Below are 24,916 nucleotides of genomic sequence, written 5' to 3'. Positions count from 1 at the left end.
ATTGATGTTACCTGCACCGGCCCCTTCGCGGGCACGCCCGCGAAGGGGCCGGTGCAGGTAACCCTCAACCCTCGCGCAACACCGTCAACGGGCTGGCATTCAACGCCCGCCGCGTGCCCAGTACTCCGGCACCGCCCACCAGCAGCGCCCCCGCCAGCGGCAACGCCAGCAGCCACGGGTGCGGGCTCCACTGCAAGTCGAAGGCATAGCGGTACAGCACCAGGGTAATCAGTTCACAGCCCACTGCGGCCAACAATCCGCTGGTTGCCCCCAGCAAGCCGAACTCGATACGCCGTGCCTTGACCAGCAATGGCCGCCCGGCCCCCAGCGCACGGAGCAAGGCACCCTGGCGAATGCGTTCATCCAGCGTTGCCTGCAAACCGGCAAACAGCACCGCCAGCCCGGCAGCCAGCACAAAGACCAGTACATACTCCACTGCCAGGGTCACCTGGGCGAGGATGCTGCGCAGTTGGTCGAGCAAGGCATCCACCTGCAAGATGGTCACTGCCGGGAATGCCCGTGACAGCGCCACCACGTCCAGGTCGTGGCCCGGCGCCAGATAGAAGCTGGTCAGGTAGGTGGTCGGTAGCCCCTGCAGCGTGCCGGGCTGGAAGATCATGTAGAAGTTTGGCTGGAAGCTGTCCCAGTGCACGCTGCGAAGGCTGCTGACCCGCGCTTGGCGCTGCTGGCCGCCGATGTCGAAGGTCAGCAGGTCGCCCATTTTAAGCTTCAGGCTGCTGGCCAGCTCGGCCTCCACCGAAACGCCAGGGGTCTCGTCGTCGGCGGGCAAGGCTTGCCACCAGTTGCCGGCGGTCAGTGCATTGCCTTCGGGCAGCTCGGCGGCCCAGGTCAGGCTGAGGTCGCGCTGCACGGCGCGCTCACCCGCCGAATCCTTGCTGACGATTTGCTGTACCGGTTGCTGGTTGATTTGCACCAGGCGCCCGGGCGTTACCGGGTATAGCGGTGCTGAAGTGGCATTGACCTGATGCAGCCGTTCAGCGAACGGTTCACGGTCATCCGGCAGGATGTTCAGGGCGAAATGGTTGGGGGCATCCTTTGGCAACTGAGCTTGCCAGGTGTCGAGCAGTTCTGCGCGTAGCAGGGCGACCAACCCCATGGCGAGCAGGATCAGGCCGAAGGCCAAGGCCTGGCCGGCGGCTGCCGTGGGGTGGCGCAGCAACTGGCCCAGCCCCAGGCGCCAGGCCAGTGGTGCGCCGGCCAACAGCCGGCGCAGGCTGCGCAAACCGAGCAAAAGCAAGCCACCGAGCAGTAGCGCGGCGACCAGCCCGCCACCGAGCAGGGCGAAGGTGAGCAGCAGGTCAAGGCTCAGGCGCCACATGATCAGGCCCAAGGCAAACAGTGCGGCGCCGTACACCAACCAGCTGCTCGGTGGTATCGGCAACAGATCACGGCGCAGCACCCGCAGTGGCGGGACTTGGCCCAAGGCAGCAATCGGCGGCAGGGCGAAGCCGGCCAGTGCAACCAGCCCGGTGCCGATGCCAGCCAGGGCAGGGACGATGCCGCCGGCCGGCACCACGCTCGGCAGCAGGCCGTGCAGCAAGCGGAACAGGCCCAGCTGTGCCAGCCAGCCGAGCAGGGCGCCGGCAAAGGCGGCGACCAGGCCGAGCATGGCCAACTGCAGGCAATACAGGCCCAGTGCCTGGCGGCGTGAGAGCCCCAGGCAGCGCAGCAGCGCGCTGGCATCCAGGCGCCGAGCGGCATAACGGCTGGCCGACAGGGCCACGGCGACCCCGGCCAGCAGCACCGCCACCAGACTCGCCATGTTCAGGTAGCGTTCGGCCTTGCCCAAGGCGCCACCGATCTGCTGGTTGCCATCGCGTGTGTCGCGCAAGCGCTGGTTGGCGGCCAGGTCTTTTTCCACGGCCTGGCGGTATTGGGTCAGTGCCTCGGCATCGCCGCGCCACAGGTCGCGGTAGGTAACCCGGCTGCCAGGCTGGATAACACCGGTGGCTTCCAGGTCGGCCAGGTTCATCATCACCCTTGGGGTAAGGCTGTAGAAGTTGTTGGCGCGGTCCGGTTCGTAAGTAAGCACACGGCTCATGCGCAGGGTTTTCATGCCTACGTCGATGCTGTCGCCAATCGCCAGCCCCAGCGCCGCCAACAGGCGGGGCTCGACCCACGCCTCGCCAGGTGCCGGGCCGCCACCAGGTATTTCCTCTGCATAGGGCGCCGGTGCGCTGCGTACCTGCCCGCGCAATGGGTAGGCAGCGTCGGCGGCCTTGACGCTGGACAACTGGATGCCGTTGTCGCCGCCCACCACACTGGTGAACTCGATCACCTGCGCGTGGCGCAAGCCAAGTGCCGTGCCGGTAGCGATCTGTTGCTCGCGAGCGGGGGCACTGCCCTGCAGCACCAGGTCGGCGCCCAGGAATTCGCTGGCGCGCAGTTGCATGGCGCCATTCAGGCGTGCACCGAAGTAGCCGATGGCGGTGCTGGCTGCCACCGCCACCAGCAGGGCGAAGAACAGCACGCGTACTTCGCTGGCGCGAAGGTCGCGTAGCAACTGGCGCAGGGCCAGGCCGTACAGGCGGGACAACGGCATATGTTTCATCAAGCCTCCACCGGGGCCACCAAGCGCCCCGCATCCAGGCGGATCTGGCGGCGGCAGCGTCGGGCCAGGCGTTCGTCATGGGTGACCAGCACCAGGGTAGTACCGCGCTCTTTGTTCAGTTCAAACAACAAGTCGCTGATGCGCTCGCCTGTGTGGCTGTCGAGGTTGCCGGTGGGTTCGTCGGCAAACAACACCGCAGGCTGCGCGGCGAAGGCGCGGGCGATGGCTACCCGCTGCTGTTCGCCGCCCGACAGTTGGCGCGGGGTGTGGCTCAGGCGCTTGCCCAGGCCGACCCGTTCCAGCAGGCTGCGCGCCTGTTCGCGGGCGTCGCGGCGGCCGTCCAGTTCCAGTGGCAGCATCACGTTCTCCAGCGCATTCAGGCTGTCGAGCAGCTGGAATGACTGGAACACAAAGCCCACATGTTCGGCACGTACCCGGGCGCGCTGGTCTTCATCCAGTGGCCCCAGGTCGGTGCCGGCGAGGAGGACTTTGCCCGCGCTGGGCTGGTCGAGGCCGGCGAGTAGGCCGAGCAGGGTCGACTTGCCCGAGCCCGAGGCGCCGACGATGGCCAGGCTGTCGCCTTTGGCCAGCTCGAGGGAGAGTGCGTGGAGGATGGTAAGGTCACCTTCCGCGCTGGGGACCACTTTGCTAAGGTTCTGCGCAACGAGTATGTTGGGGCCCATGGAGAATCCGATGCGAGTGTGGTGGTTGAGTGCCGGTCTGGCCCTGTATTGCCTGGCCCAGAGCGCGGCGGCGGGAACACTGCTGGTTGTTGGCGATAGTATCAGCGCCGGTTTTGGCCTGGATACCCGCCAGGGTTGGGTCACCCTGTTGCAGACCCGTCTCAAGGACGAAGGTTTCGACGACAAAGTGATCAATGCGTCAATCAGTGGCGACACCAGCGCAGGTGGCCAGGCGCGGCTCCCGGCGCTGCTTGCCGCGCATAAACCGGACCTGGTGGTGCTGGAGCTGGGCGGCAACGATGGCCTGCGGGGGCAGCCGCCCGCGCAATTGCAACAAAATCTTGCCTCGATGATCGGGAGCGCGCGGCAGGCCGGCGCCAAGGTGCTGCTGCTGGGCATGCGCCTGCCACCCAATTACGGCGTGCGCTATACCACCGCTTTTGCCAAGGTGTATGAGCAGCTGGCCGCGGACATGCAGGTGCCGTTGGTGCCGTTTTTCCTCGAAGGGGTAGGAGGGGTGCCCGAATTGATGCAGGCCGATGGCATCCACCCGGCCCAGGGTGCCCAGCAGCGCCTGCTGGAAAATGCCTGGCCGGCGATAAAACCCTTGCTGTGATGCTTTAAACGGGGCGGGCTTTCGGCTAATGTTGCGCCCCCCGTTTCGAGTGCACCCGATGCCGCGCCCTGCCTGGTCCTTGTATGCCTATCAACTGATCGAGCCCGACGAGCAGCTCGACCTGTTCGCCTGCCAGGAAATCCGTGTCCACCTGGTGGCCCGCCAGCTTGAGCTGGGCGTGCCGGTAGACCGTACCTTGTGCGGCGGCCTGCTGCCAGCGCAGCCGCGTTGGTCAGGGGTGCCGCGCGCGATCTACCGCGACAGCCGCCTGTGTGACTTGTGCCGTGCCATCCTCGACGCTCAACGGCGCGGCATGCGCCCGGTCTGGCCAGAGCTGCAAGCCAGCTGAACGGCACGCACCTTTCATCATCTGAAACGCTTGCATCGCGCCAATGCCTCCCGCTTGCATCGGTGCGGGTGTACAATCGATCCTCTTGACCCACCTTTCGAAGGATTTACCGGATGTTGCCGCGCTTTCCTGCCGTCACCCGTAGCCTGTCCCTGGCCGCCCTGCTGGTAGCGGGCCCCGCTGCTGCGCTGGAGCTGCCACTGCCACCGCCCGGTGAAGACATCGTCGGCCAGGTGCATGTGATCAAGGCAAAGTACGAGGATACGTTCGCCGACATCGGCACCGCCAACGACCTCGGCTACCTGGAAATGATTGCCGCCAACCCGGGTGTCGACCCTTGGCTGCCGGGCGCCGGTACCGAGATCATCCTGCCGACCCGCTACGTCCTGCCGCCGGGCCCGCGTGAAGGTATTGTCATCAACCTGGCCGAGTACCGCCTGTACTACTACCCGAAAGGGCAGAACGTGGTGCATACCTTCCCGCTGGGCATTGGCCGTGAGGGTTGGGGTTCGCCGATCGCCAACACCAAGATCACCGCCAAGACGCCAAATCCGACCTGGACGCCACCCGCTTCGATCCGCAAAGAGCACGCGGCGGACGGTGACATCCTGCCGACTGTGGTACCGGCTGGCCCTGATAACCCGCTGGGGCCGTTCAAGTTTACCTTGGGCGTGCCGGGCTACTTGATCCATGGATCGAACAAGAAGTTCGGCATTGGCATGCGTACCAGCCACGGCTGCTTCCGGATGCTCAACAACAACGTGCTGGAACTGTCGAAGATGGTGCCTGTGGGCACTCCGGTGCGCATCATCAATGAGCCTTACAAGTTCGGTATCAGCGGCGGCAAGGTCTATCTGGAGGCGCACACGCCGCTGGACGATCAGGGTAACCCTTCGGTGGTCGACAAACACACCGCAGTTATCAATGCGCTGCTCAAGCGTGAAGACTTGGCCAATAACCTGCGCATGAACTGGGACATGGTGCGTGACGTGGTGGCTGCAGAAGATGGCATGCCGGTAGAAATTGCCGTGCCGGTCGAGACCCAGGGTGGCGCGCCAATGGTGTCGAGCATTCCGCCTGAACTGCAGTAAGGTAATTGCGACACATCACGGCCCGCCTAAGTGCGGGCCTTTTCGTGAATGTCGGGCGTGTTTGCCTGGCTGGCAGGCAATAAAAAAGCCGACCCACAAGTGGGTCGGCTTCTTAACAATCCGTGAGGATTATTACTTGCGGCTGGCTTTGTCCAGCATACGCAGAGCGCGCTCGTTGGCTTCGTCAGCGGTCTGCTGAGCCTTCTGAGCGGCTGCCAGTGCGTCGTCAGCCTTACGGTAGGCTTCGTCAGCACGAGCTTGAGCGCGAGCTGCTGCGTCTTCAGTCGCAGTCAGACGAGCTTCGGTTTCTTTGGATACGCTGCTGCAACCGGTAGCCAGAACTGCGGCCAGAGCCAGAGCAGAGAATTTCAGAACGTTGTTCATCGTGTTCCCCTTCAAGGACTTTCTATTAAAGAGCCATCTCTCAGGAAAGAGAAACTGGCCGGCGTACATAGTACCCATTACTTGTAGTAAGTAAACTGACTGAGCGCAAGAACTGCAAAAAAAATGTGGCTAGACGCCGTCCCGACAAGATTTGCGACGCGCACGTGAAAAAAACGTGCACGGTTCCCAAGCTGTTGTAGTACAGGAACTTTTTTGTTGAACTAACGGTGACTTTAACTGTCTTTGGACGTCTTAAGCCCTACAACATCCGGCGGCTATTGAGCGTACAGGGAAGAGTCGCTCTCTCAGCATTTTCACCCTTTTTTAGCCACCGCCACCTTGAGCAATCCCATTCGCGGCGCCTACTATCTTGTGAGTGCCAGAGGCTTCGAACGATTACAATCGTCCAGAGGTCGAAGGGGCAACAGGTGGCGTCGAGGATTTTGCGCCGGATAAACCACCATCGGTTAAGGTATGGGTCTGCCGAGAAGACCTGCGAGGAGTAGTGATGAGCGAAGCGCTGACCATCCACCATGACCAGGCCGGTCATCAGTTCGAGACCAACGTGGACGGTCATCGTGCCTATCTTACGTACATGGATCTGGGCAAGCAGACGCTGGACATCTATCGCACCTTCGTGCCCAACGCCTTGCGGGGCCGCGGCATTGCTGCCGCACTGACCGAGCGGGCTCTGGAGTACGCTGAACAGATGGGCTACACGGTGATCCCGTCCTGCTCATACGTGGAACGCTACATGGAGCGCCAGCAGCGGCACTCGAGCAAGGCCTGACGCACCCCTAAAAAAGCGGGGCCGCTTCGCGCCCCATCGCGGCACAAGGCCGCTCCTACAGGAAATCGCATAGACCTGTGGGAGCGGCCTTGTGCCGCGATGGGGCGCGAAGCGGCCCCGCTTTTTCTACATCACTCAGCCACGCTTACGCTGCGGCAGCACATCCTTGAGCTTGGCGTGCATGCTGCGCAGGGTCTTCTCGGTCGCCGACCAGTCGATGCACGAGTCGGTAATCGAGACGCCGTACTGCAATTCGTTCAAATCTTTCGGAATCGACTGGCAGCCCCAGTTCAGGTGGCTTTCGACCATCAGGCCGATGATCGACTGGTTGCCTTCCAGAATCTGGTTGGCAACGTTCTCCATTACCAGTGGTTGCAGGGCCGGGTCCTTGTTGGAGTTGGCGTGGCTGCAATCGACCATGATGTTGGCCTTGATCTTGGCCTTGGCCAGGTCCTGCTCGCACAGGGCGACGCTGACCGAGTCGTAGTTAGGCTTGCCGTTACCGCCGCGCAGTACCACGTGGCCATACGGATTACCCTTGGTGGTGACGATCGACACGCCGCCTTCCTGGTTGATGCCGAGGAAGCGGTGTGGCTTGGACACCGACTGCAGGGCATTGATGGCAACGGTCAGGCCGCCATCAGTGCCGTTCTTGAAGCCGACCGCCGAGGACAGGCCTGAGGCCATTTCGCGGTGGGTCTGCGATTCGGTGGTGCGGGCGCCGATGGCCGACCAGCTGATCAGGTCTTGCAGGTATTGCGGGGAAATCGGGTCCAGTGCTTCGGTAGCGGTCGGCAGGCCCATTTCGGCCAGGTCCAGCAGCAACTGACGGCCGATGTGCAGGCCATCCTGGATCTTGAACGAGTCATCCAGGTACGGGTCGTTGATCAGGCCTTTCCAGCCGACGGTGGTGCGCGGCTTTTCGAAGTACACACGCATGACCAGGTACAGCGTATCGGACACTTCTTCGGCCAGTACCTTCAGGCGCTCGGCGTATTCGTGGGCGGCCTTGATGTCGTGGATGGAGCAAGGGCCGACCACGACGAACAGGCGATGGTCCTTGCCGTCGAGAATATTGCGCACCACTTCACGGCCGGCAGTCACGGTCTGCAGGGCCTTGGCGCTGAGGGGGATTTCCTTCTTGAGCTGATCGGGGGTGATCAGGGTCTCGTTGGAGGCAACGTTCAAGTCATCGATCGGTAAATCAGCCATCGTGTTACTCGTCAGGTCACGGGTGCCGGCCGCCAACTATCCCCGTGCGGCCCAGCAGCAAGAATAATCGCAGCGGGGAGCCGAACCTTAGCGCGTTACGGGTGGCGCGACAATGGGCGCAAGTCCCGTCAGCGTGCTGTTTTACCTGCTCCTTTAGCGCGCTGGTGTCGATGGGCTACCTGACAGTGCGCAAGCGGTGTAAAAAGAAGGCTGATATTTCCCGGGAGGTCCGCATGCATCCGCACACACCACGCATTGGCATCATTGGCAGTGGGGCTATCGGTGGCTTCTATGGTGTGATGCTGGCTCGCGCGGGTTTCGACGTGCATTTTCTGCTGCGCAGCGAGTATCAGGTTGTACGCGAACAGGGGTTGGCGCTGGACAGTGCGGTGCACGGCAAGCTGCTGATGAAGGTGCAGGCCTATGCCAATGCCGCAGATATGCCGGCTTGCGACTGGTTACTGGTCGGTGCCAAGGCCACCAGCAATGACCAGCTGGCGCCTGTGATCGTGCAGGCTGCTGCGCCGGGCGCCAAGGTTTTACTGCTGCAAAACGGCCTGGGTGTGGAAGAGCAGCTGCGTCCGGCATTACGTGGCGACATGCACCTGCTCGGCGGCCTGTGCTTCATCTGCGTCAACCGCCACGCGCCGGGTGTAATTCGTCACCAGGCCCTGGGGGCGGTCAACCTGGGCTATCACAGTGGGCCGGCCCGTGAGGGTGGTGCCGCAGTTGTCAGGGAAGGTGCCGGGTTGTTTCAGGCGGCGGGCATCGATTCGCAGGCCATGCCGAACCTGGACTTGGCGCGCTGGCAGAAGCTTGTATGGAACGTGCCTTATAACGGCCTGTCGGTGCTGCTGGGTGAAGGCACCACCGGGCTGATGGCAAGCAGCCACAGCCGTGCCCTGATACAGGCCTTGATGGCTGAGGTGGTGCAAGGCGCTGGCGCCTGCGGGCACGTATTGCCCGAGGGCTATGCCGAGCACCTGTTCCAGATGACTGAGCGCATGCCCGACTACTGGCCAAGTATGTATCACGACTATGCCCTCATGCGCCCGTTGGAACTGCAGGCTATCTATGCTGAACCGCTGGCGCGTGCACGTGCGGCAGGCTGCAGCTTGCCACGCACCGAAATGTTGTACCAGGCACTGAGTTTTCTCGACGACAGCGATCGACCCCGCTGAGCTGGCTTTGACCCCGATGGCGCGATTTTGCGGGGCCTCCAGCCCGTGCCGGTAGCGCGCCGGACGGCAAAGCGTGTGTCCGGTGCGCTGCTAAGCTGAAGCTTGCTCTGCCGCTGCGGCAGTCGAGGAGGTCGAATGATCCGCTCCATGCTGTACGCCACCGACCTCGGTGTCTACGCCCCTTTTGTGATGCAGCACGCGCTGGCCTTGGCGCGCACGTTCAATGCCGAGCTGTATGTGATCCATGCGGTGGAGCCAATGGGGCAATTCGCCGAATCCCTGCTGCAAAGCTATCTCGATGAGCAGACGCTTGACCAGTTGCACAGCCAGGGGGTGAGCACGGTGATGGCCAACATTGAGCAGCGCGTGCTGGAGAGCTTCCGCGATGAGCTGGGCGAGGAGGCCGACCTGGCAGTGATCAAAGCGGTGCGGGTACGCCAAGGTGACCCCGCGCAGGTGATCCTTGACCAGGCGCAGCGGTTGAGCGTTGACCTGTTGATTTTCGGCAGCCACAGCGCCGGTGCCGGTGTGGATGTGCCCTTGGGGCGTACGGCGGTGCGGCTGCTGCAGCTGTCGCCGGTGCCGGTGTACATGGTGCCGTTGGCGCAGCATCTGGGGCGTAGGAAAGTGTGAAGATGGCCGTAGGCTGTTTGCGGGGGCATGTAACAAAATAGTTCTAGATTTATTTCCAGAACCACTAATATAGTTATATATCGTCGCTGCCTGCTGCCGCGGACTCATCGCTGAACCGAGGGGAACCTATGAAGCTTCAACAACTGCGCTACATCTGGGAAGTGGCGCACCATGACCTCAACGTCTCCGCGACGGCGCAGAGCCTGTATACCTCCCAGCCTGGTATCAGCAAGCAGATCCGCCTGCTCGAAGACGAACTGGGTGTTGAAGTCTTTGCTCGCAGCGGCAAGCACCTGACCCGTGTCACGCCGGCCGGTGAGCGCATCATCAATACCGCCGGCGAAATCCTGCGCAAGGTCGAGAGCATCAAGCAGATCGCCCAGGAATTCTCTAACGAGAAGAAGGGGACGCTGTCCATCGCCACCACCCACACCCAGGCGCGCTATGCCTTGCCGCCGGTGATCAGCAGTTTCATCAAGCAATACCCGGAAGTGTCGCTGCACATGCACCAGGGTTCGCCCATGCAGATTGCCGAGATGGCTGCGGACGGTACGGTCGACTTCGCCATCGCCACCGAGGCGCTGGAGCTGTTTGGCGACCTGATCATGATGCCGTGCTACAAGTGGAACCGCTGTGTTGTGGTGCCCCAGGGGCATCCGCTGGCCAAGCTGCCGAAACTCACCCTCGAAGCAGTTGCCGAATACCCGATCGTGACCTACGTGTTTGGTTTCACCGGGCGCTCGAAGCTGGACGAAGCCTTCAACCACCGTGGCCTCACGCCAAAAGTGGTGTTTACCGCGGCAGACGCCGACGTGATCAAGACCTATGTGCGGCTTGGGCTGGGCGTGGGTATCGTCGCGGGTATGGCCGTGGACGCCAAACTCGACAATGACCTGGTGGCCCTGGATGCCAGCGAGCTGTTCGAGGCCAGCATCACCAAGATCGGCTTCCGCCGTGGCACCTTCCTGCGTGGCTTCATGTGCGACTTCATCGAGAAGTTTGCCCCGCACCTGACTCGCGAAGTGATGGCCAAAGCCATTCAGTGCCATAACAAGCAAGAGCTCGAAGAGCTGTTTGCCGGTGTTGAGCTGCCGGTGCACTGATCCACGATTGCAGGGGGCTGCAAAGCAGCCCCGGCTATCTCAAGCCTTGCTGATCAGGTTGCCTGCGTGCAACCCGCATTCCTTCTGCGTTGACTCTTCCCACCACCAACGCCCTTCACGCTCATGCTGGTTTGGCAGTACCGGGCGGGTGCATGGCTCGCAGCCGATGCTGATGAAGCCGCGCTCATGCAGGCTGTTGTATGGCAGCTCAAGCATGCGGATATAACCCCACACTTCTTCACTGCTCATCTGCGCCAGCGGGTTGAATTTGTAGAGGGTGCGCTCGGGCGTGGAGAAAGCGCTGTCGATTTCCAGTGCCGCCACCTGGCTGCGGGTGCCTGGGCTCTGGTCGCGGCGCTGGCCGGTAGCCCAGGCGCTCACGGTGGCCAACTTGCGGCGCAGCGGCTCGATCTTGCGAATACCGCAGCACTCGCCGTGGCCGTCCTTGTAGAAGCTGAACAGGCCCTTTTCCTTGACGAACGGGTCGAGTTTGGCACGGTCGGGGCTGAGCAGTTCAATCGGCAGGTTGTACTGCTCGCGCACCTGGTCGATGAACCGGTAGGTCTCCGGGTGCAGGCGGCCGGTGTCGAGGCTGAACACCTTGACCTGCTTGTTCAGCTTCCAGGCCATGTCGACCAGCACCACGTCCTCGGCGCCGCTGAAGGAAATCCACAGGTCATCACCAAAATGCTCGAAGGCGAGCTTCAGAATATCCTGTGGGGACTTGTTGGCGTAGGTCGCGGCCAGGGCGGCGACGTCGAAGGGTTGGCTCATCAGGCGGTTTCCATCTTGGCTGTGGCGCTGTGCGCTCGTAGTGAGGTGATGGTAACAAAAAAACGCGGGCTAGACGGACTCACAGGCCCTGCAAGGTCTGCATCAGCACCCGCACCTTGGCGATCGACTCTTCATATTCGGCCTGCCACTCGGAGTCGGCCACCACGGCACCGCCGCCCCAGCAACTGACCTGGCCGTCTTTGACCAGCAGGCTGCGAATGGCAATCGAGCTGTCCATCTCGCCGCGCACGTCCACATACAGCAGCGAGCCGCAGTACAGCGCCCGGCGCGCCGGCTCCAGCTCGTCGATGATCTGCATGGCGCGAATCTTCGGCGCCCCGGTGATCGAGCCGCCGGGGAAGCTGTCGCCGATCAGGTCCAGGGCATCCTTGTCGCTGGCCAACTGGCCGGTGATGCTGCTGACCAGGTGGTGGACGTTAGGGTAGCTCTCCAGGCTGAACAGCTCCGGTACCTTCACCGAACCGATCTTGCAGGTACGCCCGAGGTCGTTGCGCAGCAGGTCGACGATCATCAGGTTTTCCGAGCGGTCTTTGGGGCTGTGCAGCAGCTCTTCGGCATTGCGCTTGTCTTCAACCGGGTCGTGGGCACGTGGGCGCGTGCCCTTGATTGGTCGGGTCTCAACCTGGCCCTGGCTGACGCGGATGAAGCGCTCAGGCGAAAAGCTCAGCAACGCGCTGCCGTCGGCCAGTTGCTGGTAGCCGGAAAACGGCGTCGGGCAGGCTTGCCGCAGGGCCTGATAGGCCCGCCAGGGGTCACCTTGGCAGGGTGCGCGGAAGCGTTGGGTAAGGTTGATCTGGTAGCAATCGCCGGCCTGGATGTAGCGTTGTACCTGGTCGAAGGCGGCCCGGTACTGTTCAGGCTGCAGGTCGCCGGCCATCGGCGCGCGCAACTGGAAGTCGCCAATTGCGGTGCTGCTGGCGCTTTCGAAAAGCGTGATCAGGCGTTCACGTTCGCTGTCTGCCAGGCTTGGGTGGAACACCAGTTGACTGGTGCCATGCATATGGTCACTGACCAGTGCCCAGGCATACAGACCCAGTTGTGCGTCGGGCAGGCCAAGGTCGTCCACAGCCAGGCTGGGCAGGTGTTCCAGACGGCGGCCGAAATCGTAGCTCAGGTAGCCGATCAGGCCCCCGGCGAAGGGTAGCGCGCTGCCTTCGGGCAGTTGCGCATGGCCCAGTTGCGCCAGGCCGGCGCGCAAGCGTTGGAGGAAGGCGCGGCCTTGTTCACCGGGGTGCGCTTGAAGCTGCTGCAGCGGCCACGCGCTGAGCAGGTCGAAGCGGCCGCGTTCGGCGCCGGGGCGGGCGCTGTCCAGCAGAATCGCCCCAGGGGCCTGGCGCAGGCGGGCGAAATACGCGGCAGGGTCGGGCTGGTAGGGCAGGGGGTAAAGCGTACAGGTCGGCATCAGTGTGGACGGCGATGTAAAAGCGAGGAGGGCGATTGTAGACCTGTGCAGGAAAAGCGCCTAGCACTGGGCGCGACATTCAACAGAGTGTTTGGCCCATTCGCAGCACAAGGCTGCTCCTGCAGGTGAAACGCAGCCCTGGAAACCTGCGCAGTACCTGTAGGAGCAGCCTTGTGCTGCGAAAGGGCTGCAAGGCAGCCCCGGAAATTCAGCGGTTAGGCACGTGCCCGAACAAACCCTGAGCTACCCGAACCCGCTGTTCGGCATCTTCGCTGATGCCGTCCTTGGCCAGTGCTTCGATGTGCGCCTCGATGGCATGTGTGCGCTGGGTCAGGCCGCAGTCGTTGGCAATCTGGATGTTCAGGCCCGGACGGGCGTTGAGCTCCAGAATCAGTGGGCCCTTCTCCTGGTCCAGTACCATGTCCACACCGATGTAACCCAGCCCGCACAGTTCATAGCAGCCGGCGGCCAGTTTCATGAAACCGTCCCAGTTCGGCAACTGCACGCCGTCCACTGCGTTGGTGGTATCCGGGTGCTTGCTGATGATGTTGTTCAGCCAGGTACCGCGCAGGGTTACGCCGGTGGCCAGGTCAACGCCTACGCCGATGGCGCCCTGGTGCAGGTTGGCCTTGCCGCCGGACTGGCGGGTCGGCAGGCGCAGCATGGCCATTACCGGGTAACCCATCAGTACAATGATGCGGATGTCCGGCACACCTTCGTAACTGATGCTTTTGAAGATCTGGTCGGGGGTAACCCGGTACTCGATCAGCGCCCGGTCGCGGTGCCCGCCCAGCGAGTACAGGCCAGTGAGGATGCTCGAAATCTGGTGCTCGATTTCCTCATGGCTGATGATCTTGCCCGATACCGTGCGGTAGCGGTCCTCGAAGCGGTCGGCGATCACCAGGATGCCATCACCGCCGGCGCCTTGCGCCGGCTTGATGACGAAATCACTGCGCCCGCCAATGATCTGGTCGAGCTTCTCGATTTCTTTCTCGGTTTCGATGATGCCGTACATTTCCGGCACATGGATGCCGGCCGCCAGGGCGCGCTCCTTGGTGATGATCTTGTCGTCGACGATCGGGTACAGGCTGCGCTTGTTGTACTTCAACACGTAGTCCGCGTTGCGCCGGTTGATACCCATGATGCCCCGGGCCTCCAGGGCTTTCCACGTCTTGATCAGGCCAAACATCAGGCGTCAGCCTTCTTCAGGAATGCCTTGAAGCGGAGAAGTTCGGTCAGGCGGTAGCCACGGTAGCGGCCCATCGCCAGCATGAAGCCCACCAGGATCAGCAGCACGGCCGGGAACGTGAACACGAAGTACACCAGCTCGGGCACCATCATCAGCAGGTGCGCCACCGAGGCGGCAAACAGGGTGCCAATGGCCACTTTCATGGCATGGCCACCGCCACGCTCTTCCCAGGTGATCGACAGGCGCTCGATGGTCATGGTCAGGATCACCATCGGGAACAGCGCCACCGACAGCCCGCGCTCAAGGCCGAGCTTGTGGCTGAACAGGCTGATGGCTGCGATCAGCACCACGACGAAGGTCAGCACCACCGACAGGCGTGGCAGCATTTGCAGCTTGAGGTGTTCGAGGTACGAGCGTAGCGACAGGCCAAGGGCGGTAATCACCGTGAACAGCACGATGCCGAAGCCTAGCTGCGTTTCGCGGAACGCCAGGGCGATCAGCACCGGGGTGAAGGTACCCAGGGTCTGCAGGCCGACCAGGTTGCGCAGGACCAGAATCACCAGCACGCCGATCGGGATCATTACCATGATCATGAAGGTTTGCTGGGTCTGCAACGGCAGGCCGTACAGCGAATACTCGAGGAAGTCGGCGTCGGTGTTCTCGTCGGTCAGCTTGGCCAGGCGGATGGCGTTCATCTCGCTGTTGTTCATGCTGAAGGTAACGTTGGCCTTCTTGCCGCCATCGACGGTGATCAGGTTGTCGTCACCGGTCCACCACAGCAGGCGATCGTTGGGCAGGCCTTGTTCACCGGTGTCGGGGTTGAAGTACAGCCAGTCGTTACCGTTGAAGCTGCGCAGCCATAGCTCCGGGGTTTGCGGGGTGTCAGCCACCAGGCGGATGGTGTGCACCTTTTCCATCGGCACGTGGGCAATCGACAACAGCAGGTCGATGACCTGAGCTTTCTTCATCGGTGAGGTGTCGCCGGCCAGCAGCAGCTTGACGTTGTCGTCATTGAGGTTGTTGACCCGCTTGATGGTCTCGCTGACGAAGGTCTCGACGTCGGCGGAGTGCTGGCGAATCGGCGCCATCAGGGCTTCGGCGGCGATCTTCTCGGGGCCTTCGATAGCCAGGCTGTCCCGGAAGGTCGGGCCTTTGACCGTGGTCTTTTCGTTGCTGTAGCGCTTGGTAAGCACCAGGCGGTAGTAGAGGGTCTGGTTGCCGCTGGCGCGACGGGCCGACCAGGTGACCTTGCGGTTGCCGTCGGCGCGGTTGACGCTCACCCCGTAATTGTTGGAGATGAAGCTCTCGTTGAGGCTCACGTAGTCGCGGTTCAGTGGTGGCACGAACATCTGCACCTTGACCGGGTCCTTGGTGCTGGCCACAAACTCGACCTTGGCGTCGATGTTCCACAGGTCGTCGGTTTCGTCTTCGGTCACCGGAATGCCGAGGAAGAAGATCTGATAGGCCGTGACCGCCACGCCCAGTAGCACCAGTACGGTGATCAGGACTTTCAGATGGAGGGTAAGAGAGCGCATCGGGATTACTCTGCTTTGGGAGCGTCGGTGGCACAGGCAGGTTTGCCGGCCGCATATTTAAGGCTTGGGTCGACCAGCGCGTCGAAGTGCTTGAGCGCCTCGGAGCCGATCAGCAGCGGGAACTGGAAGGCGCTGCGGTCGGTGAGGTTGACTTCGATGGTGCGCATGGCCTGGCCCATGCAGATTTCAAGTTCGATGACCGGGCGTGCCGTGTAGGCCTTGCCCGATTCGGCATCATAGTCGCCGGCCCGGCGCTTGATCTTGCTCACGCGTGCCAGCGGACGCTCGATCGGGCGCGAATGGGCAGCATCGATGGCCAGGTAGAAGCGCACCCAGCTTTCGCCGTTGCGCTTGAAGCGCTTGATGTCACGGGCGCTGAGCGAGGCGGTCTTGGCACCGGTGTCGAGCTTGGCAGCCACTTCCAGGTCCAGGTCGCCCAGCCGTGCATATTCGTTCAGGCCATAGACGGTCTTGCCCGCAGCTTGGCCAAGGGCCGGCAGCAGGGTGAGGCATAGCAGCAATAAAACGGGTGTAAGTCTCATAATCCTGGCGCGGTGCAGTGCAAGGTTCTAGGCAAGGTTCTGGTCAAGGCGACTGGCAACGACTGCGCAACCTTCCTCTTGTATCTGTCAACAAGCATGAATGTATGACAGACAGGCTATCCATACCCCAACGGAGGCGCGGCATTCTATCACGCCGACGTCTTGACGCCAGCGGTGCGCGATCTGACATCACCTGGGTGGGGTTAGTTCGTTCTTAGACGATTGTCGACAATATTCATTTTTTCTTTGACTGGGTCGCTTTAGTTCGCTAATTTCTGGCGAATAGATTTTCAAGGTGTCGACAATATGCAGGACCTTTCCACCCCCAGCCCGGTGCTGACAGACGAAACGGAAACCTTGTCTGAAAACGTCTTCAGGCGCATTCAGGCGGCCATCGTCAAGGGCGAAATCGCCCCCGGCAGCAAGATTTCCGAGCCGGAGCTGGCGCGCACCTACGGCATCAGTCGCGGGCCGCTGCGCGAGGCCATCCACCGCCTGGAGGGCCAGCGCCTGTTAGTGCGCGTGCCGCATGTTGGGGCGCGCGTGGTGTCGTTGAACCACGCCGAGCTGATCGAGCTCTACGAAATTCGCGAGTCGCTGGAAGGCATGGCCTGCCGCCTGGCTGCCGAACGCATGAGCCAAGGCGACATCGACGAACTGCGCCGGGTGCTCGATACCCATGAGCGCGATGCTGCGTTTCAGGCCGGCCTGGGTTACTACCAGCAGGAAGGCGACTACGACTTCCATTACCGGATCATCCAGGGCAGCGGCAACCAGACCCTGGTCAAGATGCTGTGCGGCGAACTGTACCAATTGGTGCGCATGTATCGCATCCAGTTCTCTGCCACGCCCAATCGGCCACGCCAGGCGTTTGCCGAACACCACCGCATACTCGATGCCATCGCCGACCGTGACGGCGAGCTGGCCGAACTCCTGATGCGCCGCCACATCGGCGCGTCCAAGCGCAACATCGAGCGTCACTATCTGGACGCCCACAACAACAGCCCACGAGGTGAGAAATGACTGTGAAGAGCACCCCCGGTCAGCGTTTTCGCGATGCCGTTGCCGCCGAGCATCCACTGCAGGTGGTTGGCGCCATCAACGCCAACCATGCGCTGCTGGCCAAGCGCGCCGGCTTCAAGGCCATCTACCTGTCCGGTGGCGGTGTGGCCGCAGGCTCGCTGGGCCTGCCGGACCTGGGCATCACCGGCCTGGATGACGTGCTCACCGATGTGCGCAGGATTACCGACGTGTGCGACGTGCCGTTGCTGGTGGATGTCGACACCGGCTTCGGTGCGTCGGCTTTCAACGTCGCCCGCACCGTGCGCTCGATGAGCAAGTTCGGCGCTGCCGCCATCCATATCGAGGACCAGGTTGGCGCCAAACGCTGTGGCCACCGCCCGAACAAGGAAATCGTCAGCCAGCAGGAAATGGTCGACCGCATCAAGGCGGCCGTCGATGCCCGCAGCGACGACAGCTTCGTGATCATGGCGCGTACCGATGCCCTGGCCGTCGAAGGCCTGAACGCAGCCCTTGATCGCGCCGAGGCGTGCATCGAGGCTGGCGCCGACATGATCTTCCCGGAGGCCATCACCGAGTTGCAGATGTACAAGACGTTCGCTGATCGGGTGAAGGCACCGATTCTGGCCAATATCACCGAATTCGGCGCCACGCCGCTGTATACCACCGAAGAGCTGGCCTCGGTCGACGTGTCTCTGGTGCTGTACCCGCTGTCGGCGTTCCGAGCCATGAACAAGGCGGCCGAGAACGTATACACCGCGCTGCGCCGCGACGGCACCCAGAAAAACGTGATCGACACCATGCAGACCCGCATGGAGCTCTACGATGCCATTGGTTATCACGCCTTCGAGCAGAGCCTCGACGCGCTGTTTGCCCAGAAAAAGGGCTGAGCAACACCCCGAATTAGCCAGAGCAAATCCATAACAAGTTCAAGAAAGGAGAAACACCATGGCCGAAGCGAAAGTACTCAGTGGCGCAGGTCTGCGCGGTCAGGTGGCCGGCCAGACCGCACTGTCGACCGTGGGCCAGGCCGGTGCCGGGCTGACCTATCGCGGTTACGACGTACGTGACCTGGCAGCAGGTGCCGAATTCGAAGAAGTCGCTTACCTGCTGCTGTACGGCGAACTACCCTCCCAGGCCGAGCTGGATGACTACAAGCGCAAGCTCAAGGGCCTGCGTGACCTGCCGCAAGCCTTGAAAGAAGTACTGGAACGTATCCCGCGTGACGCTCACCCGATGGACGTGATGCGCACCGGTTGCTCGGTGTTGGGCACCCTGGAGCCAGAGCTGACCTTTGAAGCCCAGCGTGACAAGACCGACCGCTTGCTGGCGCTGTTCCCGGCAGTGATGTGCTACTGGTACCGCTTTACCCACCATGGCGTACGCATCGACTGCACCAGTGACGAAGACACGCTCGGCGGCCACTTCCTGCATCTGCTGCACGGCAAGAAGCCGAGCGAGCTGCACGTCAAGGTCATGAATGTGTCGCTGATCCTCTACGCCGAGCACGAGTTCAACGCCTCGACCTTCACCGCCCGCGTCTGCGCGTCGACCTTGTCCGACCTGTACTCCTGCGTCACGGCCGCCATCGGTTCGCTGCGCGGCCCGCTGCACGGGGGGGCCAACGAGGCAGCGATGGAGTTGATCGAGCGTTTCCAGAGCCCGCAGGAAGCCACTGCCGAGCTGCTGCGCATGCTGGAGCGCAAGGACAAGATCATGGGCTTTGGCCACGCCATCTACAAAGAGTCCGACCCGCGCAACGAGGTGATCAAGGGCTGGTCGAAGCAGTTGGCTGACGAAGTGGGCGACACCGTGCTGTACCCGGTTTCCGAAGCCATCGACAAGACCATGTGGGAGCAGAAGCGCCTGTTCCCCAACGCTGACTTCTACCATGCGTCGGCGTATCACTTCATGGGCATTCCGACCAAGCTGTTCACCCCGATCTTCGTCTGTTCGCGCCTGACCGGCTGGGCGGCGCACGTCTTCGAGCAGCGCGCCAACAACCGCATCATCCGCCCGAGCGCCGAGTATGTCGGCGTCGAGCAGCGTCAGTTCGTGCCCATCGAGCAGCGCTGACAGACCGAACCTGTGGGGTGGCCTGGTCCGGCCTCATCGCCGGCAAGCCAGCGCCCACAGGTGTTGCACCGCCCTTGAGGCTTGCGCTGCACCTGTAGCAGCTGGCTTGCCGGCGATGAAGCCGGACCAGCCAACACAGGACAGCAATTAGAAAGCTATCCACGACCGTACCGTGACCGAGCCTGATAACGATATGAACACAGCATTTCGCAAGCACCTGCCAGGCACCGACCTGGACTACTTCGATGCCCGTGCGGCGGTGGAGGCGATCAAGCCCGGCGCCTACGACGGCCTGCCTTACACGTCCCGCGTGCTCGCCGAGAACCTGGTGCGCCGCTGCGACCCGGCAACCCTCGACGCCTCGCTGGGCCAGCTGATCGAGCGCCAGCGCGACCTCGACTTCCCATGGTTCCCGGCCCGCGTGGTGTGCCACGACATCCTCGGCCAGACCGCGCTGGTCGACCTCGCCGGCCTGCGCGATGCCATTGCCGAGAAGGGGGGCGACCCAGCTGCCGTCAACCCGGTGGTACCGGTGCAACTGATCGTCGACCACTCGCTGGCAGTGGAGTGCGGTGGCTTCGACCCGCAGGCCTTCGAAAAGAACCGCGCCATTGAAGACCGCCGCAACGAAGACCGCTTTCACTTCATCAACTGGACCAAGAAGGCGTTCAAGAACGTCGACGTGATCCAGCCGGGCAACGGCATCATGCACCAGATCAACCTGGAGAAGATGTCGCCTGTCATCCACAACGACCGCGGTGTGGCCTACCCGGACACCTGCGTCGGCACCGATAGCCACACCCCGCATGTTGATGCCTTGGGCGTGATCGCCATCGGCGTGGGCGGCCTGGAAGCAGAGAACGTGATGCTCGGCCGCGCCTCCTGGATGCGCCTGCCGGAAATCGTCGGCGTCGAGCTGACCGGCAAGCTGGCACCGAACATCACCGCCACCGACCTGGTGCTGGCATTGACCGAATTCCTGCGCAAACAGAAGGTAGTTGGCGCCTATCTGGAGTTTCACGGTGAAGGTGCCCGGGCCCTGACCCTGGGCGACCGCGCCACCATTTCCAACATGGCGCCGGAATACGGCGCCACCGCAGCGATGTTCGCCATCGACCAGCAGACCATCGACTACCTGCGCCTGACCGGCCGTGAAGAGCAGCAGGTCAAGCTGGTGGAAACCTATGCCAAGGCCACCGGCCTGTGGGCTGACAGCCTGGGCGGCGCCGTCTACGAGCGCACCCTGCGCTTCGACCTGGCGAGCGTGGTGCGCAATATGGCCGGCCCGTCCAACCCGCACGCTCGCGTGGCTACCAGCGACCTGGCAGCCAAAGGCATTGCCGGTAGCTGGGAAGAGGTGCCTGGGCAGATGCCGGACGGCGCGGTAATCATTGCCGCGATCACCAGCTGCACCAACACCAGCAACCCGCGTAACGTGATCGCCGCTGGCCTGATTGCACGCAATGCCAACAGGCTGGGGCTGGCCCGCAAACCGTGGGTCAAGTCGTCGCTGGCGCCAGGTTCCAAGGCTGTGCAGCTGTACCTGGAAGAAGCGGGGCTGGAGAAGGAGCTGGAGCAACTCGGTTTCGGCATCGTCGCCTTCGCCTGCACCACCTGCAACGGGATGTCCGGTGCCCTGGACCCGGCGATCCAGCAAGAAATCATCGACCGCGACCTGTACGCCACCGCCGTGCTGTCGGGCAACCGCAACTTCGACGGGCGTATCCACCCGTATGCCAAGCAGGCCTTCCTGGCCTCGCCGCCGCTGGTGGTGGCCTATGCCATTGCCGGTACCATCCGCTTCGACATCGAAAAGGATGTGCTGGGCGTGGTCGATGGCAAGGAAATCCGCCTCAAGGACATCTGGCCGAGTGATGAAGAGATTGATGCCGTGGTGCGTGCTGCGGTGAAGCCAGAACAGTTCCGCAAGGTGTATATCCCGATGTTCGCCATCGAGGAAGACCGTGGGCCGAAGGTAGCGCCGCTGTATGACTGGCGCCCGATGAGCACCTACATCCGTCGCCCCCCTTATTGGGAAGGCGCATTGGCGGGTGAGCGTACCCTGCGCGGCATGCGCCCGCTGGCGGTACTGCCGGACAACATCACCACCGACCACCTGTCGCCGTCCAACGCCATCATGCTCGACAGCGCCGCCGGTGAGTACCTGGCGAAGATGGGCTTGCCGGAAGAGGACTTCAACTCCTACGCCACTCACCGTGGCGACCACCTGACCGCTCAGCGTGCCACTTTCGCCAACCCCAAGCTGTTCAATGAAATGGTGCGCAAGGAAGACGGTAGCGTGAAGCAGGGCTCGCTGGCGCGTATCGAGCCGGAAGGCAAGGTCACCCGCATGTGGGAGGCAATCGAGACCTACATGCAGCGTAAACAGCCGCTGATCATTGTTGCCGGCGCCGACTACGGCCAGGGTTCGTCCCGTGACTGGGCGGCCAAGGGCGTGCGCCTGGCGGGTGTCGAGGCCATTGTCGCCGAGGGCTTCGAGCGCATACACCGCACCAACCTGGTGGGCATGGGTGTATTGCCGCTGGAGTTCAAGCCAGGCACCGACCGCAAGACTCTGGGCCTGGACGGCAGCGAGACCTATGACGTGATTGGCGCGCGTACGCCACGGGCGACCCTGACGTTGGTGGTTACCCGCGCCACTGGCGAGCGCCTGGAAGTGCCGGTGACCTGCCGCCTGGACACTGCAGAGGAGGTGTCGATCTACGAAGCGGGCGGCGTGCTGCAGCGCTTTGCCCAGGACTTCCTCGAAGCGACCGCCTGAACATGAATCGGGGGCCGCATTGCGGCCCATCGCGACACAAGGCCGCTCCCACAACGGGCGGCGCAGTACCTGTGGGAGCGGCCTTGTGTCGCGAAAGGGCTGCATAGCAGCCCCAGGGTATTTCACCGGACTATCAGGATGCCCAAGACAATGGCACATGTACCCCAGATCAAAATCCCCGCTACCTATATCCGTGGCGGCACCAGCAAGGGCGTGTTCTTCCGCCTGCAAGACCTGCCCGAACAGGCGCAAATCCCCGGCCCCGCGCGCGACGCACTGCTGCTGCGGGTCATTGGCAGCCCTGACCCTTACGGCAAGCAGATCGACGGCATGGGCGGCGCGACGTCGAGCACCAGCAAGACCGTGATCCTGTCGCAAAGCATCAAGCCTGAGCACGATGTCGACTACCTGTTCGGCCAGGTCAGCATCGACAAGGCCTTCGTCGACTGGAGCGGCAACTGCGGCAACCTGTCCGCCGCAGTGGGTTCGTTCGCCATCAGCAGCGGCCTGGTCGACCCGGCGCGCATTCCGCGCAACGGCATCGCCACGGTGCGTATCTGGCAGGCGAATATCGGCAAGACCATCATCGCCCACGTCCCGATCACCGAAGGTGAAGTCCAGGAGACCGGCGATTTCGAGCTCGACGGCGTGACCTTCCCGGCCGCCGAGGTGCAACTGGCGTTTCTTGACCCGGCAGCCGATGAAGACGGCGACGGCGGCGCCATGTTCCCTACCGGCCAGCTGATTGATGACCTGGAAGTGCCGGGTGTCGGCACCTTCAAGGCGACCTTGATCAATGCTGGTATCCCGACCATTTTTATCAACGCTGCCGATCTCGGCTACACCGGTACCGAACTGCAGGACGCCATCAACGGCGACCCTCAGGCGCTGCTGCGGTTCGAGACCATTCGCGCCCATGGCGCCGTGCGCATGGGGCTGATCGACAACGTTGAACAGGCTGCCGGGCGTCAGCACACACCAAAAGTGGCGTTCGTTGCGCCACCGAGCACCTACACTGCGTCCAGTGGCAAGTCGGTGCAGGCAAGTGATATCGACCTGTTGGTGCGGGCCTTGTCGATGGGCAAGCTGCACCATGCCATGATGGGTACGGCGGCGGTGGCGATCGGCACTGCGGCGGCCATTCCGGGCACGCTGGTCAACCTCGCCGCTGGTGGGGGCGAGCGTAGCGCTGTGCGTTTTGGCCACCCTTCGGGCACCCTGCGGGTCGGGGCCGAGGCGCGGCAGGTGGGGGGGGAGTGGACAGTAACCAAGGCAATCATGAGCCGCAGTGCTCGCGTGCTGATGGAAGGCTGGGTTCGCGTGCCTGGCGACAGCTTCTAAAGCACCACTGGCGCTCGGCTTTAGTTCGTTGGGGCTGCACCGCAGCCCCGGCAATTCTGAAGGGAGCTGGATATGAGCGCCAACGTAGACCTCAACGACCGCCCGGACTACGATCGGGTGCTGCAAACCCTGGCCGACTACGCCCTCGGCTACCGGGTCGAGTCCCTCGAGGCCCTGGACACCGCGCGCAATTGCCTGATGGACACCCTTGGCTGCGGCCTGCTGGCCCTGCGTTTCCCTGAATGCACCAAGCTCCTCGGCCCTCAGGTGGAAGGCACGCTGGTCCCCAATGGTGCCCGCGTCCCCGGCACCGCCTACCGTCTGGACCCGGTCAAGGCTGCCTGGGACATCGGCTGCACGGTGCGCTGGCTGGACTACAACGACACCTGGCTGGCCGCTGAATGGGCTCATCCCTCGGATAACCTTGGCGGTATCCTGGCTGTTGCTGATCACCTGTCCCAGAAACATGTAGCCGCAGGTGAGGCACCGCTGCTGATGCGTGATGTGCTTGAGGCCATGGTCATGGCGCATGAGATCCAGGGTGTGCTGGCACTGGAAAATTCATTCAACCGCGTCGGCCTCGATCATGTGATTCTGGTGAAGGTGGCTTCAACCGCCGTGTGTGCCAGGCTGATGGGGGCCAATCGCGAGCAGATGCTCTCGGCCTTGTCCCACGCCTTTGTCGACGGTCAGGCCCTGCGTACCTATCGCCACGCGCCCAATGCAGGTTCGCGCAAGTCCTGGGCCGCTGGTGATGCTTCCAGCCGGGGCGTGCGCCTGGCCGATATCGCCCTGCGCGGGGAGATGGGCGTGCCGAGCGTGCTCACGGCCCCGCAGTGGGGCTTCTACGACGTGTTGTTCAGCCATACCAACAAAGACCTGGCACTCAAACCTGCCGGGCAGCAGGCGTTGCGTGTGTCGCAGGCCTTGGGCAGCTACGTGATGGAAAACGTGCTGTTCAAGGTCAGTTTCCCTGCCGAATTCCACGCCCAGACCGCCTGCGAGGCGGCGGTAACCCTGCATCCACTGGTGCGCAACCGCCTGCATGAAATCGACCGTATTGTCATCACCACTCAGGAGTCGGCGATCCGCATCATTTCCAAGAGTGGGCCGCTGGCCAATGCTGCCGATCGTGACCACTGCCTGCAGTACATGGTGGCGATACCGCTGATCTTTGGTCATTTGATGGCCGAGCATTATGAGGATGCCTTCCATGCCAACCACCCGAGCATCGACCGCCTGCGCGAGAAGATGGAGGTGGTCGAAGACCCGCGCTTCAGTCGCGAGTATCTGGAGCCGGACAAGCGCTCGATTGCCAACGCGCTGCAGGTGTTTTTCAAGGATGGCAGCAGTACCGCGCAGGTCGTGGTGGAGTACCCGATCGGGCACCGGCGGCGGCGCGGGGAGGGCATACCGCTGCTGGAGGCCAAGTTCAGGGCAAACCTGGGGACGCGATTTGCCCGTCAGCGGTGTGCGCAGATTGTGAATGTGTGCAAGGACCAGCAGCGGCTGGAGGGGATGGCGGTGCACAGGTTTGTGGATTTGTTTGTGATCTGAGGTTGCCAGTACAGCCTGAAACAAAAAAGCCCCGGCATCGCTGCCGGGGCTTTCTTTACAACC

22 protein-coding genes are annotated in these 24,916 nt (G+C 62.7%); 13 read left to right on the top strand and 9 right to left on the bottom strand.

All coding sequences use genetic code 11. From position 1 onward, the window contains the following. Window positions 1-64 precede the first annotated feature (64 nt). Together J3A71_RS19595 and J3A71_RS19590 are read right to left on the bottom strand one after the other, a co-directional pair. A complete protein-coding gene (locus tag J3A71_RS19595; RefSeq protein ID WP_096425869.1) occupies window positions 65-2,572 on the bottom strand; it encodes an ABC transporter permease in 2,508 nt (835 codons plus the stop codon). Further along, on the bottom strand, window positions 2,572-3,255 hold the full coding sequence (locus J3A71_RS19590; RefSeq protein WP_016485898.1) for an ABC transporter ATP-binding protein: 684 nt from the start codon (window positions 3,253-3,255) through the stop codon (window positions 2,572-2,574). Before J3A71_RS19590 ends, J3A71_RS19595 begins: the two co-directional genes overlap by 1 nt. 10 nt (window positions 3,256-3,265) lie before the next feature. Between J3A71_RS19590 and J3A71_RS19585 the strand changes: the two genes are divergently transcribed. The 3 genes from J3A71_RS19585 (at window position 3,266) to J3A71_RS19575 (ending at window position 5,311) form a co-directional block, all read left to right on the top strand. After that, complete coding sequence (locus J3A71_RS19585) at window positions 3,266-3,871, top strand: arylesterase (protein ID WP_016485899.1); 606 nt, start codon at window positions 3,266-3,268, stop codon at window positions 3,869-3,871. 58 nt (window positions 3,872-3,929) lie between these two features. After that, window positions 3,930-4,220: a hypothetical protein gene (locus J3A71_RS19580; protein ID WP_016485900.1), complete on the top strand. Its 291-nt coding sequence runs from the start codon at window positions 3,930-3,932 to the stop codon at window positions 4,218-4,220. 113 nt (window positions 4,221-4,333) lie between these two features. Beyond that, complete coding sequence (locus J3A71_RS19575; RefSeq protein WP_016485901.1) at window positions 4,334-5,311, top strand: L,D-transpeptidase family protein; 978 nt, start codon at window positions 4,334-4,336, stop codon at window positions 5,309-5,311. Window positions 5,312-5,443: 132 nt separating this feature from the next. On the opposite strand, the gene oprI is transcribed toward J3A71_RS19575, so the two are convergent. Next, entirely contained in the window at window positions 5,444-5,695 is a 252-nt protein-coding gene (gene oprI / locus J3A71_RS19570; protein WP_003259780.1) for an outer membrane lipoprotei OprI, read from the bottom strand. A 508-nt stretch (window positions 5,696-6,203) separates the two neighbouring features. Here oprI and J3A71_RS19565 point away from each other — a divergent pair. Beyond that, a complete protein-coding gene (locus J3A71_RS19565; RefSeq protein ID WP_003250290.1) occupies window positions 6,204-6,485 on the top strand; it encodes a GNAT family N-acetyltransferase in 282 nt (93 codons plus the stop codon). Between the two features lie 135 nt (window positions 6,486-6,620). On the opposite strand, the gene J3A71_RS19560 is transcribed toward J3A71_RS19565, so the two are convergent. Further along, window positions 6,621-7,697, bottom strand: coding sequence for a 3-deoxy-7-phosphoheptulonate synthase (locus J3A71_RS19560; RefSeq protein ID WP_016485902.1), 1,077 nt, complete (start codon window positions 7,695-7,697; stop codon window positions 6,621-6,623). A 233-nt stretch (window positions 7,698-7,930) separates the two neighbouring features. Between J3A71_RS19560 and J3A71_RS19555 the strand changes: the two genes are divergently transcribed. From J3A71_RS19555 to cysB, 3 genes are all read left to right on the top strand, one after another. Continuing rightward, a complete protein-coding gene (locus J3A71_RS19555) occupies window positions 7,931-8,878 on the top strand; it encodes a putative 2-dehydropantoate 2-reductase (RefSeq protein WP_060518840.1) in 948 nt (315 codons plus the stop codon). Between the two features lie 135 nt (window positions 8,879-9,013). Then, window positions 9,014-9,511 carry a universal stress protein gene (locus tag J3A71_RS19550; RefSeq protein WP_016485904.1) on the top strand — a complete coding sequence of 166 codons (498 nt, stop codon included), beginning with the start codon at window positions 9,014-9,016 and terminating at the stop codon, window positions 9,509-9,511. Window positions 9,512-9,639: 128 nt separating this feature from the next. After that, entirely contained in the window at window positions 9,640-10,614 is a 975-nt protein-coding gene (cysB, locus tag J3A71_RS19545) for an HTH-type transcriptional regulator CysB (RefSeq protein ID WP_016485905.1), read from the top strand. A gap of 39 nt (window positions 10,615-10,653) precedes the next feature. Here the strand turns inward: cysB and J3A71_RS19540 are convergent, their stop codons facing one another. The 5 genes from J3A71_RS19540 to J3A71_RS19520 all read right to left on the bottom strand — a co-directional run bounded on the left by J3A71_RS19540 (window position 10,654) and on the right by J3A71_RS19520 (window position 16,077). After that, window positions 10,654-11,388, bottom strand: coding sequence for a phosphoadenylyl-sulfate reductase (locus tag J3A71_RS19540; RefSeq protein WP_016500538.1), 735 nt, complete (start codon window positions 11,386-11,388; stop codon window positions 10,654-10,656). Window positions 11,389-11,467: 79 nt separating this feature from the next. Next, window positions 11,468-12,811, bottom strand: a complete 1,344-nt coding sequence (gene pabB / locus J3A71_RS19535; protein ID WP_016485907.1) for an aminodeoxychorismate synthase component I — start codon at window positions 12,809-12,811, stop codon at window positions 11,468-11,470. A gap of 208 nt (window positions 12,812-13,019) precedes the next feature. Beyond that, window positions 13,020-14,000, bottom strand: coding sequence for an alpha-L-glutamate ligase-like protein (locus J3A71_RS19530; protein WP_060518838.1), 981 nt, complete (start codon window positions 13,998-14,000; stop codon window positions 13,020-13,022). Then, window positions 14,000-15,535 carry an inactive transglutaminase family protein gene (locus J3A71_RS19525; RefSeq protein WP_016485909.1) on the bottom strand — a complete coding sequence of 512 codons (1,536 nt, stop codon included), beginning with the start codon at window positions 15,533-15,535 and terminating at the stop codon, window positions 14,000-14,002. The genes J3A71_RS19530 and J3A71_RS19525 overlap by 1 nt, the downstream gene beginning before the upstream one ends. A 5-nt stretch (window positions 15,536-15,540) precedes the next feature. After that, entirely contained in the window at window positions 15,541-16,077 is a 537-nt protein-coding gene (locus tag J3A71_RS19520) for an ATP-dependent zinc protease (RefSeq protein WP_209953107.1), read from the bottom strand. Between the two features lie 306 nt (window positions 16,078-16,383). Between J3A71_RS19520 and J3A71_RS19515 the strand changes: the two genes are divergently transcribed. The 6 genes from J3A71_RS19515 (at window position 16,384) to prpD (ending at window position 24,853) form a co-directional block, all read left to right on the top strand. Continuing rightward, complete coding sequence (locus tag J3A71_RS19515) at window positions 16,384-17,100, top strand: GntR family transcriptional regulator (RefSeq protein ID WP_016485911.1); 717 nt, start codon at window positions 16,384-16,386, stop codon at window positions 17,098-17,100. Beyond that, entirely contained in the window at window positions 17,097-17,987 is an 891-nt protein-coding gene (gene prpB / locus J3A71_RS19510; protein ID WP_016485912.1) for a methylisocitrate lyase, read from the top strand. The genes J3A71_RS19515 and prpB overlap by 4 nt, the downstream gene beginning before the upstream one ends. Window positions 17,988-18,045: 58 nt before the next feature. Next, on the top strand, window positions 18,046-19,173 hold the full coding sequence (prpC, locus tag J3A71_RS19505) for a 2-methylcitrate synthase (RefSeq protein ID WP_016485913.1): 1,128 nt from the start codon (window positions 18,046-18,048) through the stop codon (window positions 19,171-19,173). Window positions 19,174-19,366: 193 nt separating this feature from the next. Beyond that, window positions 19,367-21,955, top strand: a complete 2,589-nt coding sequence (gene acnD / locus J3A71_RS19500) for a Fe/S-dependent 2-methylisocitrate dehydratase AcnD (protein ID WP_016485914.1) — start codon at window positions 19,367-19,369, stop codon at window positions 21,953-21,955. A gap of 150 nt (window positions 21,956-22,105) precedes the next feature. Beyond that, a complete protein-coding gene (gene prpF / locus J3A71_RS19495) occupies window positions 22,106-23,296 on the top strand; it encodes a 2-methylaconitate cis-trans isomerase PrpF (RefSeq protein WP_070086792.1) in 1,191 nt (396 codons plus the stop codon). A 72-nt stretch (window positions 23,297-23,368) separates the two neighbouring features. Then, the gene (gene prpD / locus J3A71_RS19490; protein ID WP_016485916.1) at window positions 23,369-24,853 is read left to right on the top strand and encodes a 2-methylcitrate dehydratase; all 1,485 of its coding nucleotides are present in this window, start codon (window positions 23,369-23,371) and stop codon (window positions 24,851-24,853) included. Window positions 24,854-24,916: the final 63 nt, after the last annotated feature.

The organism is Pseudomonas sp. PvP089 (assembly GCF_017875165.1).
In the GTDB taxonomy this organism is placed as follows: Bacteria; Pseudomonadota; Gammaproteobacteria; order Pseudomonadales; family Pseudomonadaceae; genus Aquipseudomonas; species Aquipseudomonas fortuita.
This window is presented reverse-complemented; position numbering and strand designations above follow the sequence as displayed.